The following is a 12,215-nucleotide window of genomic DNA, read 5'->3' on the forward strand; positions in this document are numbered from 1 at the left end:
GGAAAAGTGGCAAGGCGCCTAAATCTGGGCCTGAATCACAATCTTATGACCGAGATCAGCCTGCCGTAATCGGCTTCGTTTCTGTGCGTTGCACGACGATAGGAATAGAACCGATCCGGGTCTGAATAAGTACAGTGCCGGGTCCACTCTGCCTGTCCAACGCCAGCCTGCCGCAGCCTGTGAAGGCCAAAAGAGGGCAGGTCGAATTGCAGTCGGTCATCCTGCCCGTTTGCAAAGAATCGGGTGTTATCTGAAGAATCGGCGATGAAAGCGTCCAGAAACTCGGGGCCCACTTCATAAGCGCGTTGCGAAATGCTGGGGCCGATGACGGCGCTGATGTCGTTGCGACTGGCACCAAGCGCTTCCATGGCATCCAGTGTGGCTTCCAGCACGCCGTCCAACGCCCCGCGCCAGCCCGCGTGGGCCGCACCAATCACCTGAGCCTTTGGGTCCGCAAACAGAACCGGCTGACAATCCGCAGTGAGAATCGTCAACGCGAGGCCGGGGGTCGCAGTGACGATGGCATCGGCCTTGGGTCTGTCGCCATCGATCGGGCCTTCGGCGGTCAGAACCGTGGGTGAATGGACCTGATGCACACCGATCATCGCCTCAGGCGTAACACCCATAGCATCCGCCACCCGCTTGCGGTTCAACGCCACAACCTCTGTCTGGTCAGACGAGCCATAGCCGCAATTCAATCCGCCAAAGATGCCGGACGAAGCCCCGCCGCGACGGGTGAAGAACCCATGACACAATGGCGATAGCAAGTCTGAGGTCAGAATTTCCAATGTCATGGCTCTAATCCTGGCGGTGGGGCGGCATAGGCCGGGAAAAGGCCCATCACTTTGAACAGATTTCCCATTTCATCCGGATGCGTCAACCGGCGATGCGCGGCAATCAATGCGTCCAGCTCAGAACCGCTGAGCGCCTTGGACAAAGCCTGCGCACGCGCCGTGATGCCCAGCCGTTCCAGAAAAACACCCTGAGGTGTGACGCGCGTATGGCGGCACCCACAGGTGCGGGTTGCTTCGGCCAAAGGCTCAAAATCCACATGTGCCGTCAGATCGGCCTGACCGGGCGCTGCCAGAGGATCGGCGCGTTTGTGGCTTTGCAGGGCCTGTAGTGTGTCGCCCATCGAGCGCCAGTCGCCATAATCCACGATCAGCGCGGCGCCGCCATGGCTGGCAATCCGGCTGGCAATCACAGTCAGAATGGGAATCGCGGCTGCACACAGCTCGACCAAATCACCGTCCCCGGTATCTGACAGCCTGTCATTCAGCGCCACTTGTGGTCCGATTGGACCCCGCCCAAACAGCAGCGTGCCGTCCCGCTCGCCCACCAAACGTTCGCTCCACCCGTCGCCGTCGCGCAAAAACTGGCGAATGGGTAGGGCGTCAAAGAACTCATTCGCAACCAACAACAGGGGCTGATCCGGCAGGTCGGAAACACTGTTGATCCAGCTTGGGGTGTAATCTTTCAGGGTCTCGGCCTGCACCTGTTTCAACACCGGTGAGACCTCGACCAGCACCACTCGTGCGGCATCGTGAAACCCGGGTACACCCCGCGTCGCGCGTAGAATATCGGCCATCAGCGTGCCACGCCCAGGCCCCAACTCGCATAGAGAGAAAGACGCGGGTCGCCCCTGATCCATCCAGCTTTGCGCCAGAGACAGTCCGATCAGTTCTCCAAACATCTGACTGATCTCAGGCGCGGTGGTGAAGTCCCCCTTGGTCCCAAGAGGATCACGCGTCGTGTAATAGCCCAGCGTTGGATGCAACAGGCATTCGGCCATGTAATCGGCAACGCTCATCGGGCCATCCTGCCGGATGCGGGCGATCAGGTGATCGGTCAGGTTCATGCCACCCGCCGCGCACGCAGGGCAAACCACAGCCCAATTGCAATCATCGGTAGTGACAGGATCTGCCCCATGGTCAAACCATAGCCGCCGATATGCCACGCCAAACCCAGCGGATTGCCGGGCGACACGAATTGCGCATCTGGTTGGCGGAAGAACTCGACAATAAAACGAGACGCGCCGTAGCCGGCCAGAAACAGGCCCATGATCATGCCGGGTTTTTTAAAGGCCCCTCTGCGATAGACCAGCCACAGAAGGAGCGCGCCCAACAACAGGCCCTCAAGCGCGGCTTCATACAGCTGCGACGGGTGCCGGGCGCACATTCCTGCGACCACGCCCGGACAGTCCTGCGCAGCAAAGCCGGGAAAGATCACGGCCCAGGGCAGTTCGCTCGGGCGGCCCCACAGCTCTGCATTGACGAAATTGGCCAGCCGCCCCAGCAACAGGCCGGGTGGAACGGTGTAGGCAACCAGATCACCCAGCGACAGAGTGGGGATCTGATGACGACGGGCAAACAGGTAGGACGCAAGGATGACGCCCAGCAGGCCCCCATGAAAGGCCATACCGCCTTGCCAAACCTTTAGGATCTCCAACGGATGCGACAGATAATAGGCGGGCTGGTAAAACAGTACAAAGCCCAGCCGTCCGCCCAGAATCACACCCAGAATGATCCAGGTGACAAGATCCTCCAGTTGTTCGGGCTTCATCGGAGGGCCATCTGCGGGCCACAGCGCCGGGCGGCGCAGCGCCATGACCGCAAGCCGCCAGGCGATCAGAATGCCCGCGATATAGGCCAGCGCGTACCACCTTAACGCGAACTCCATCCCGAACAGCGAGATCGAGAACAGTTCGGGCGACAGATCGGGGAAATTCAGAACAGCCTGCATGTGCGTCTCATTGCCCGGGGTTTGCAGGGCAAGTCAACCTTGAGCCCGCGCCATTCTTTGCCCATATACAGATAAACCGTGAGACCGGAGTGAACACATGCAAACCCGCAACAAGATCCTGGACGATGTTTCCCAACTGATGACCAATGCCATGGGCGTGGCGCAGGGCGCGCGGGAAGAGGCCGAAAACGCGATGAAGTCGATGATCGACCGCTGGCTGGCCGACCGCGATTTCGTAACACGCGAAGAATTTGACGCCGTCCGCGCCATGGCCCAGAAGGCCCGCGAAGAAAACGCAGCACTTGAGGCGCGTATCGCCGCGCTTGAGGCAAAACTGGACAAATAACGCCTCGGCGTTTCATGTTTCAAAATTTTTTGTGCAACATTTGAAACCGCGCAATCCAGCTCGGATTGTGCGGTGACGTGTATTTTCACGCTTTGCGGAATTTAATCAAGACAAAGCTGGCCCAAGTGCCAATATTTTGACCTGCGTTGCTGACTGTCCACAACTTATTGCTGTTATCCCCAAGAAATAGGGTTGCCAGAACCCACGCCACATCGCACCATATTTAGTACAGGCCTACGGGGGAAGCCCGGCTTGTAGAGCAGGCAACTAGCGCTGGGGCGCTGCCAGCCCCGAAATGCTAGAGATTAGTGAGGTGGCATTATGGCCCTTTCCGAGCAGTATCTCGAAGAAGACATTCATCCGATCGACATTGTTGAACATCTGGCCGAACATCACGACTGGGATTTTGATCGTATTGGGGACGATCAGATTGCCATGGCCGTCGAAGGCCAGTGGCGGACCTATTCAATCACTCTGGCCTGGTCAAACTATGACGAAACGCTGCGCATGGTGTGCTCGTTCGAAATGGAGCCGCCGGCCGAGCGTGAAATGCAGCTCTATGAGTTGCTCAACAAGATGAATGACCAGTGCTGGGCAGGTGCCTTTACCTATTGGGCGAACCAGAAACTGATGGTCTACCGCTATGGTCTGGTCCTTGCAGGCGGACAGACGGCCAGCGCGGATCAGATCAACACGATGATCACCGCCGCCGTCATGAGCGCCGAGCGGTATTATCCGGCGATCCAACTGGTGACCTGGGGCAATCGAGAGCCAGAAGAAGCCATGCAAGTGGCCATTGCAGAGGCCTACGGCCGGGCGTAAAGCTTTGCCCCAAACCGATATGTAACGCGGGAGGGGCAAATGGATATGACACGTGTTGCCGAACTGGGGCTTGTGCTTCTGGGGTGCGGAAAGATGGGGTCCGCAATGCTGGCGGGATGGCTGGAACACGGCCTTCCGCCAGCGTCCGTTTGGGTGATCGATCCGTACCCGTCCGACTGGTTGAAAGGGCAGGGCGTCAACATCAACACCCCCCTGCCCGAAGCCCCTGCCGTGGTACTTGTGGCCGTTAAACCGCAAATGATGGGCGAGGCATTGCCAGCCATTCAGGCGCTGGGCGGTGGTAGAAGCCTGTTTGTTTCGGTGGCAGCAGGCACATCGATTGCCACGTTTGAAGCCGTTCTGGGAGTCGACACGCCCATCATTCGCGCAATGCCGAACACGCCTGCGGCCATCCGCCAGGGGATCACAGCGCTGATCGGAAACAGCCACGCCTCTGGTGACGATCTGAATTTGGCCGAAAATCTGCTGTCTGCAGTGGGTGAAACAGTGCGTCTGGAGGATGAGGCTCAGATGGACGCCGTGACCGGCCTCAGCGGCTCTGGCCCGGCTTATGTCTTCCACCTGATCGAAACTCTGGCCGCAGCGGGTGAGGCGCAAGGTTTGCCTGCAGAACTGGCGATGAAACTGGCCAAGTCCACGGTCGCGGGGGCCGGAGCATTGGCCATGGCGGCCGAGGATGACCCGACGCAACTGCGCGTTAATGTGACTTCCCCGAACGGAACAACACAAGCTGCGCTTGAAGTGCTGATGCATGATGAACAGGGGTTCCCTGACCTGCTGCACCGTGCCGTTAAGGCAGCAACCGACCGATCCAAGGAGCTGTCGCGTGAGTGAGATTTCTTTCGACGACTTTCTAAAAGTCGACATCCGAGTAGGCGAGGTGGTCCGCGCCGAACCCTATCCCGAGGCCCGCAAGCCTGCGATCAAGATGTGGATCGACTTTGGTGACGAAATCGGCGAGCGCAAAACCTCGGCTCAGATCACGGCGCATTACGATCCGTCGGCTCTGGTGGGTAAGCAAGTCATGGCCGTTGTCAATTTCCCACCGCGCCAGATCGGCAAGTTCATGTCCGAAGTTCTGGTGCTGGGGCTGCCCGATGAAAACGGCGAGATCGTTCTGATCGGACCGGATGGCAAAGTTCCAACTGGTGGACGGATGCACTGATGAAACTGTTGATCACGCGCCCGATGACACCGGCGGTCGAGGCCCGCGCCCGTACCGAGTTCGACGTGGAGATACGTGAGAGCACACTCCCCATGTCGCATCAGGAAATGCTGTCCGCTTTGACAGGATTCGACATTGTTGTACCGACGTTGGGTGATTTGTTCTCGGCGCAGGTCTTTGCCGATGCCGGTACAGTACGCTGCAAACTGCTAGCCAATTTCGGCGTTGGCTACAATCATATCGACGTCGAATCCGCACGCGCAGCAGGGGTTGAGGTGACCAACACGCCTGGTGCTGTCACAGATGCAACCGCAGACATCGCGATGACCCTGCTGCTGACCACGGCGCGTCGCGCAGGCGAGGGCGAGCGGCTGGTCCGATCGGGTTATTGGCAGGGCTGGCACCCGACACAGATGCTGGGCCATCACGTGACAGGCAAGCGTGTCGGCATTGTTGGAATGGGTCGCATCGGGCAGGCCATTGCCCGGCGTTGTCATTTCGGGTTCGGAATGCAGGTGTCTTACCAGTCCCGCAGCGCAAAAGACTTGGACTTCCCGGCAGAGTTCATCCCCGATTTGCAGGCTCTGGCCGCTTCGGTCGATTTCCTTGTGCTGGCAGTTCCTGGCGGCGCCGACACTCGCCATCTGATCAACGCTCAGGTCCTTGAGGCGATGCGCGCTTCGGCCATTCTGGTCAACATTGCGCGGGGTGAGGTTGTGGACGAAACCGCCCTGATCTCGGCGCTTCAGTCCGGTCAGATCGCAGGGGTAGGGCTGGATGTTTATGAGTTCGAACCCAAAGTTCCACAGGCCCTTTGCGAAATGGAAAACGTCACCTTGCTGCCCCATCTGGGTACGGCCACCGAAGAAGTACGCAGCAGCATGGGGCACATGGCGCTGGACAACGTCGCGGCCTTTGTCGCAGGCAGGGCACTGCCCAATCCGGTTTAGTCGCCCATCGCCTCACGCCAGTGCTTGCGGCAGAGCGAGACATAGGTCTCGTTGCCGCCGATCTGTACCTGAGCGCCCTCAGTGATGGCCCTGCCGTTCTCGTCCTGACGAATCACCATAGTGGCCTTGCGCCCACATTTGCAGATGGTGCGCACCTCGCGCATCTCGTCTGCAAGGGCCAGCAAGGCGGCTGATCCGGGGAAAAGTTTGCCGCGAAAGTCCACCCGCAACCCATAGGCCAATACCGGCACATCCAGATCATCCACAGCACGCGCCAATTGCCAGACCTGATCATCCGACAAGAACTGAGCTTCGTCGATGAACACACAAGCCACCCGGCCTTGGCTTAGGCGGTTTTGGATCATGGCGAACACATCGTCATCGGGCCGGAACGTATCAGCCTGTTCCGAAATTCCGATTCGTGAGGCAATGCGCCCGGCGCCCGCGCGCCCGTCAATGGCAGCGGTCATCAGATAGGTCTGCATCCCTCGCTCGCGATAGTTATGCGAGGCTTGCAGCAACACAGTCGATTTGCCCGCGTTCATTGTGGAATAATTGAAATACAGCTTTGCCATGTCGCGGGTCTAAATCGCTTGGCGGAAAGGAACAAGACAGCAATCATTTTGGTGGAGCGACGTCGCCGTTGTTTCTGCAGAGGCCGAGCTACGCTCTAGGGGATGGAACCCCCACATCTGCAACAGCGACGCCGTCGGCCAACATGTGGCCAAAACGCAGCGAGGCCAAACAATACCACCTCGCAATCACTCGTTACCGGCTTGAACTGCCGCCACTCACTCACAAAATCCCCCGCTTATCTGAGGGATAGTCAATGTATGACATTTCAATTATGACTCAGTTATGGGAAATTTCCCGACGCTTTCCCCCGTTTGGACATCGGGCGGGCGTTTGCAGGTAACAAAGGTAAAAAAATGGCAGATATCGGGGCCTATCTGAAGAAGCATACTGAAGCATTGGTCAAGGACGTCGGAATCGAGGCCGCATGTGAAATTACCGGGAAATCCAAGGCCACATTAGGGCGGTATTATTCCGACAACGCCGAACATGCGGACAGGTTTATGCCAGTCGATGCAGTGGCTCGCCTTGAAAATGCAGCGTCTTATCCGCATGTGACATCCGCTTTGGCTGATCTGAAAAACATCACTCTTTCATATGGTGATCGCAACTCGGATGAACCGCGCACAGGTGGTGTAAATTCGGATGTGATCGCGCTCAGCCAGCGGTTTGCGATGCTGATGACAGAATATCAGGCTGCCATCGAAGATGGCATCATCACCGTCAACGAGGCCAAGCGACTGCTGAAAGAAACCAGTCTGCTGCAACAGGTCCTGATCGAGATGAAGCTGCATCTGGAAGAAGAAAGCGTCAGCTGAGCCTACCGTCGCAGGTGAATACTCGCGCGCAGGCTGAAAACCGCCGGTTGCTTTGGCCTCATGGCGTGACACTGATTTACGGTCAAAACATGGTCCCACACGGTGCAGCGTGCCTCAATTCAGTCACGTCCATGCGTTAGACACTTGGCGCAGACTATGCTGTCGAGGGCACAAAGACATGCAGACATCGCAAAAGCGTTATAGCGGTCACGCCGACCCGGTGGTTCGGTGGGCTTTCCTGTGCGCCTTTGCGATGCTTGTGGTCCTGATGACGCTCAGCGGCCACTATGAAGGGTCTGACGATGTGATGCGCTGGGTTGGTGTGCGCGACCTTCTTGCCGGGCAGGGTTGGTTCGACCCCTATCAGCATCGGCTGGGCCCTGATGGTGGCACCCTGATGCATTGGTCGCGTTTGGTGGATGCTCCGATTGCAGGGGTCTATAGTGTGTTGGGCACGGTCGTGGCACCGGACATTGCCTTTCAGATCACGGCCTTTGCATGGCCAGCGCTGTTGGCCGCGCTAACCCTATGGGCTTTTGCAGTGACAGGCGGTGTGTTGGGGGGGCGCGAGGGCGCTATCTCGGCTTTGGTTATCGGGGTTCTGACACTCGAACACTCCCGAAAGTTCGATTATTTCTCGTTCGATCATCACAATCTTCAAATCCTTCTCTTTGCAGCGGGGCTTGCTTTTTTTGTACTGCGAAAAGACAGGTCCTATGCTGCATGGCTGCTGGGCGTTTGTCTGGCCCTTTCAGTGTCCGTCGGCACTGAATCGATCCTTCAGGTCGCCCTTATTGCGGTGTTTTGCGCCATTGATTGGATTGCCAATGGTGCGTCTTCCCGTCAGCGCACAATGGCCTTCGCGACTGCGTTGACAGTTACACTTGCGCTGACCAGCTTTGCCACAACAGGTCGAGATGGGTTTTTCTACCCCAGTTGCGATGCCCTGACCCTGAGCGTGGCCTTGCCCGCAAGCATTGCCGCTCTTGGACTTTTGACTGCGGCCTGGATCGGTTCGGGCTGGTCTGTTTCGGGTCGGTTCGGGGCCTGCATGGCGCTTGCGGTGGTGACACTGGCCATCGCACTTACGATTGCCCCTCACTGTCTCAGCAATCCGATCGACGCTCTGCCCCAAGACATGCGGGACTACTGGTTAAGCCAGGTGGCAGAGGCTCAAAACATTTCCGTCGTGCTTGAGCGACACAGGGGTGAGGCCGTGGCTTTGATCGCCATGTCCATTCTCACAATGGGAGCGGCACTTGCCTTCGCCGTAAGATCGCAGGCCAGATTGGAATACACCTTGTTTCTGGCCTTGATTGCTGCCGGATTCGTCGTTTTCCTCTACCAGACCCGGATGATGACCTTCCTGAGCGTTTCGCTCGTGGCGGTTCAGGCGCAGATTCTTCGCGTGCTTTATCTGTCTTACACGCGGGATCGTCGAATGGTGGCCGGACTGGCGATGGTTGCGTTTGTAATCTGTGCTTCGCCAAAGGTCGGCATCAGTTTGGAAAAACAGATCGGTGCACTTTCTCAACCCTCATTCGCCGCTTCGGCTGCCGCTGTTGGACAGGATGCGTCAGAAAAAGGGGTGCCATGCCGTACGCCGCAAGCTTACGCGGCATTGCAAAGTCTACCCAGCGGCATGGTTCTGGTTGATTTCGACTTTGCCGCACATGTGTTGCGATACACGGACCATTCGGTTCTGGGTGGAAACTACCATCGGAATCAGGCCGGAATTCTGGCGCAAATTGACCTGTTCCGGATCGAAGCCTCCAAAGCAGCACCGCGCCTGGCTGCGCTGGGCGTAGACTACGTTATGCTCTGCACGTCAGCACCAAGGGCTGAATTCTGGGCATGGGCGTCGGAAGGGCGTGGCCTGCAAACTCGGCTGGTCGAAGGCGAGGTGCCGGACTACCTTAGCAGTATTCAGGGCACGCACAGTGACGCGTTCCAGATTTTCAAGGTGACGGCCGAAAATTAGGCGTTGTTCAGGCGTGGCGCTTTACAATCACCGAGCCCACCGAATACCCGGCCCCGAAAGAACAGATCAAACCCAGATCGCCCTCTTGCAAATCATCCGAATATTTAGAAAACGCGATGATCGAACCAGCAGATGAGGTGTTGGCATAATCCTGAAGGATGTTGGGTTGTTCGCCGGCCTCTGGCGTGCGGCCCAGAACTTTTTTGCCAATGAAATCATTCATGGTTTTATTCGCCTGATGCAACCAAAGGCGTTTCAGGTCGGTATTGGCCACTCCTTCGGATTCCATGTGGTCACTGATGTGTTTGCTGACCATCGGCAACACTTCTTTGAACACTTTTCGCCCGTTCTGCATGAATTGCATGTCGCGCCGATCAATCATCCCATCCGGGCGCGAGCGGCGCAGGAATCCGTTGTTGTTGCGGATATTGTTCGAAAACGCAGTCGCGCAACGCGTTGACAGGATTTCGAAATGCGGGCCATTGGCTTCTTCGATCCGTTCGATCAGGGTTGCCGTCGCCACATCGCCAAAGATGAAGTGACAGTCCCTGTCCCGCCACTCCAGATGGCCCGAACAGATCTCGGGATTGACCACCAGCGCCGCGCGCACCGATCCTGACCGAACCATGTCTGCAGCTGCCTGAATGCCGAATGTAGCCGAAGAACAGGCGACATTCATGTCAAAGCCGAATCCATCGATGCCCAGTTCCTGCTGTATTTCGATTGCAATCGCCGGATAGGCACGCTCGTGGTTCGAGGCGGCGCAAATCACCAGATCGACATCCGCAGCCGTACGCCCGGCCTGTGCCATTGCTTTCTTGCAGGCATCAACCGCCATCTCGGTCATGATCCCGGGTTCTTCATCGCTACGTTGGCGCAGGGCTGGATGCATGACGTCAGGGTCCAGCACACCAGCCTTGTCCATCACAAAACGATTCTCGATCCCCGACGCCTTGACGATGAACTCTTCCGAGGAATGCTGCATCGGCTCCATCTGACCAGCCGCTATGGCCTCGGCGTTCTTTTCGTTTTGTTTGTCGGCATAGGCGTTGAACGCTTGGACCAGTTCGGCATTGGTGATGACGTTCTGAGGCGTAAAGACACCGGTACCGGTGATGGCGGGGGTATACATGGCGAGCCCTGAATGTTTCGGATCTGCCCAAAATGCAGTCACGGTGTGATTTGATCAAGGTATGTTGACCCAAGGGAATGTATTCACAAGTCTAACTTCATATCTTGAATAGTTCATAATTCGAAGTATATGCCTCTCTGACTCGCGCGGAGACCACCAATGCAAGATGACACCAGTGTCCGGCTTAATCGCCTCAGCCCCGAGATTCAGGCGATCATGGGGGTCTATGCTCTGTACTGGAAGCTTGAAGAAACCTTTGACTGTATCGAAACAGATCTGAGCCATCCAGAATGCCACATGCTGATCAAACTGGATCAGCCGAAACGTATGGGCGTGCTGGCAGCCGATATGCTCAGCGTCCCGTCCACGATCACTGCCACTGCCGACGCATTGGAAAAGGCGGGCTATCTGACCCGCGAACGCGACCCGGAAGACCGCCGGGCCTGGTTGCTGGTGCTGACCGAAAAAGGTGAAGAGGCGCGCAACATGCTGGTCACTGAGGCCGGAGGTCTTTTTCACAGAGCCTCTGGTTTGAACAAAGAAGAAACTGCCGAATTCGCGCGACTGGCGCGCAAAATCCGTGACAACGTTTTGAAAACGGGAATTCCCGAGGGATTGAAGAAATGAAACTCCTGACCTCTATCGGCCTTGCTCTGGCCGTTCTGGCAAGCCCCATTGCCGCTCAAGACACTCCAAAACCTGTAAAACTCATGCAGGTGCGCGAAACGGCGCCCGGCTTTACCCGCCAGTTCTTTGGCCGCGTAGCTGCGCGTCAAACCGTTGACCTGGCCTTTCAGGTATCGGGCCAGATCGTCGAGTTTCCGATCAACGAAGGCTTTGTGATCCCCAAAGATGGTCTGATCGCACGTTTGGATCAGGAACCATTCGAACTGCGTCTGGATCGGGCTCGGTTACAAAAGGAACAAGCTGACCGCACCGTTGCGCGCCTCTCGCGTCTGCGGGGTACAACGGCAAGCCAGGTGGCAGTCGACGACTCGGAAACCGAAGCGCAGCTGGCTGCGATTGCTGTCCGGGACGCGGAATATGAACTGGATCATGCGACCTTGACCGCACCATTTGATGCGCTGGTCTCCAGCCGCGCGGTCGAGGCGTTCACCACTGTTTCGGCAGGTGCTCCTATTGTCCGCATCCATGACATGTCTGAATTGCGCATTGAAGTGGACGTGCCAGAGATCCTGTTCCAACGCTCTGGTCAGAACGAAGACATCACCATCACAGCCAAGTTCCCCGTTAGTGATGAAGTTTTTCCATTGGAAGTTCGTGAATTCGACGCCGAAACCTCAAGCGTCGGCCAAACCTTCCGAATCCAGTTTGGCCTGACCCCGCCTGAGGGTTTGCAGATATTTCCCGGCTCGTCCGTTACTGTAAACGTGCAAGTCAATGATGGGCTTAGCGGAATCTTCGTACCGCCAACGGCCATCGTGGCCGATGCAACCGGAGACCTAAGCGTTTTTGTTTTTTCTCCGGTCGGTGCGGATGAAGGTTCCGTTCGCCGTGTGCCTGTGACGATCGAACCGTCGCAAACGGGTGATGTACGGGTTCTGACGGGGCTGTCCGACGGTGACGAAGTGGTCGTCGCCGGAGGTGCAGTGCTGACCGACGGCCAGGCGGTGCGCCGCTTTACCGGTTTCGCAAATTAAGGGG

14 protein-coding genes are annotated in these 12,215 nt (G+C 57.3%); 9 read left to right on the forward strand and 5 right to left on the reverse strand.

What is annotated here, in order from left to right; all coding sequences use genetic code 11:
- Window positions 1–35: 35 nt before the first annotated feature.
- The 3 genes from pgeF to lgt are packed head-to-tail and all read right to left on the reverse strand — an operon-like array spanning window position 36 to window position 2,742.
- Window positions 36–794, reverse strand: coding sequence for a peptidoglycan editing factor PgeF (gene pgeF / locus AC2FNU_RS05660; protein ID WP_496785852.1), 759 nt, complete (start codon window positions 792–794; stop codon window positions 36–38).
- Window positions 791–1,858, reverse strand: coding sequence for a class I SAM-dependent methyltransferase (locus AC2FNU_RS05665; RefSeq protein ID WP_496785854.1), 1,068 nt, complete (start codon window positions 1,856–1,858; stop codon window positions 791–793). The genes pgeF and AC2FNU_RS05665 overlap by 4 nt, the downstream gene beginning before the upstream one ends.
- A complete protein-coding gene (gene lgt / locus AC2FNU_RS05670; RefSeq protein WP_496785857.1) occupies window positions 1,855–2,742 on the reverse strand; it encodes a prolipoprotein diacylglyceryl transferase in 888 nt (295 codons plus the stop codon). The genes AC2FNU_RS05665 and lgt overlap by 4 nt, the downstream gene beginning before the upstream one ends.
- A gap of 97 nt (window positions 2,743–2,839) precedes the next feature.
- Here lgt and AC2FNU_RS05675 point away from each other — a divergent pair, with 97 nt between their 5' ends.
- From AC2FNU_RS05675 to AC2FNU_RS05695, 5 genes are all read left to right on the forward strand, one after another.
- Window positions 2,840–3,088 carry an accessory factor UbiK family protein gene (locus tag AC2FNU_RS05675; RefSeq protein ID WP_050604795.1) on the forward strand — a complete coding sequence of 83 codons (249 nt, stop codon included), beginning with the start codon at window positions 2,840–2,842 and terminating at the stop codon, window positions 3,086–3,088.
- A gap of 321 nt (window positions 3,089–3,409) precedes the next feature.
- Window positions 3,410–3,910, forward strand: coding sequence for a type III secretion system chaperone family protein (locus AC2FNU_RS05680; RefSeq protein WP_171091662.1), 501 nt, complete (start codon window positions 3,410–3,412; stop codon window positions 3,908–3,910).
- Window positions 3,911–3,949: 39 nt separating this feature from the next.
- Window positions 3,950–4,765 (forward strand): pyrroline-5-carboxylate reductase, encoded by an 816-nt coding sequence (proC, locus tag AC2FNU_RS05685; RefSeq protein ID WP_496785865.1) that lies wholly within the window; start codon window positions 3,950–3,952, stop codon window positions 4,763–4,765.
- The gene (locus AC2FNU_RS05690) at window positions 4,758–5,096 is read left to right on the forward strand and encodes a tRNA-binding protein (protein ID WP_496785870.1); all 339 of its coding nucleotides are present in this window, start codon (window positions 4,758–4,760) and stop codon (window positions 5,094–5,096) included. The genes proC and AC2FNU_RS05690 overlap by 8 nt, the downstream gene beginning before the upstream one ends.
- Entirely contained in the window at window positions 5,096–6,046 is a 951-nt protein-coding gene (locus AC2FNU_RS05695; RefSeq protein WP_496785872.1) for a 2-hydroxyacid dehydrogenase, read from the forward strand. Before AC2FNU_RS05690 ends, AC2FNU_RS05695 begins: the two co-directional genes overlap by 1 nt.
- Here AC2FNU_RS05695 and AC2FNU_RS05700 read toward each other — a convergent pair.
- The gene (locus tag AC2FNU_RS05700; RefSeq protein WP_496785876.1) at window positions 6,043–6,621 is read right to left on the reverse strand and encodes a thymidine kinase; all 579 of its coding nucleotides are present in this window, start codon (window positions 6,619–6,621) and stop codon (window positions 6,043–6,045) included. The two genes, AC2FNU_RS05695 and AC2FNU_RS05700, sit on opposite strands and share 4 nt — an antisense overlap.
- 354 nt (window positions 6,622–6,975) lie before the next feature.
- Here AC2FNU_RS05700 and AC2FNU_RS05705 point away from each other — a divergent pair, with 354 nt between their 5' ends.
- Together AC2FNU_RS05705 and AC2FNU_RS05710 are read left to right on the forward strand one after the other, a co-directional pair.
- Window positions 6,976–7,437, forward strand: coding sequence for a hypothetical protein (locus AC2FNU_RS05705; RefSeq protein WP_171091651.1), 462 nt, complete (start codon window positions 6,976–6,978; stop codon window positions 7,435–7,437).
- Between the two features lie 178 nt (window positions 7,438–7,615).
- Window positions 7,616–9,418, forward strand: a complete 1,803-nt coding sequence (locus AC2FNU_RS05710) for a hypothetical protein (RefSeq protein WP_496785883.1) — start codon at window positions 7,616–7,618, stop codon at window positions 9,416–9,418.
- A gap of 7 nt (window positions 9,419–9,425) precedes the next feature.
- Here AC2FNU_RS05710 and AC2FNU_RS05715 read toward each other — a convergent pair whose 3' ends face one another.
- Window positions 9,426–10,550 (reverse strand): beta-ketoacyl-ACP synthase III, encoded by a 1,125-nt coding sequence (locus AC2FNU_RS05715; RefSeq protein WP_496785886.1) that lies wholly within the window; start codon window positions 10,548–10,550, stop codon window positions 9,426–9,428.
- A 159-nt stretch (window positions 10,551–10,709) separates the two neighbouring features.
- On the opposite strand from AC2FNU_RS05715, the gene AC2FNU_RS05720 reads away from it, so the two are divergent.
- Window positions 10,710–11,177: a MarR family winged helix-turn-helix transcriptional regulator gene (locus tag AC2FNU_RS05720; RefSeq protein ID WP_496785888.1), complete on the forward strand. Its 468-nt coding sequence runs from the start codon at window positions 10,710–10,712 to the stop codon at window positions 11,175–11,177.
- Window positions 11,174–12,211 (forward strand): efflux RND transporter periplasmic adaptor subunit, encoded by a 1,038-nt coding sequence (locus AC2FNU_RS05725; RefSeq protein WP_496785890.1) that lies wholly within the window; start codon window positions 11,174–11,176, stop codon window positions 12,209–12,211. The genes AC2FNU_RS05720 and AC2FNU_RS05725 overlap by 4 nt, the downstream gene beginning before the upstream one ends.
- Window positions 12,212–12,215: the final 4 nt, after the last annotated feature.

The organism is Ruegeria sp. BHSB064 (assembly GCF_059613205.1).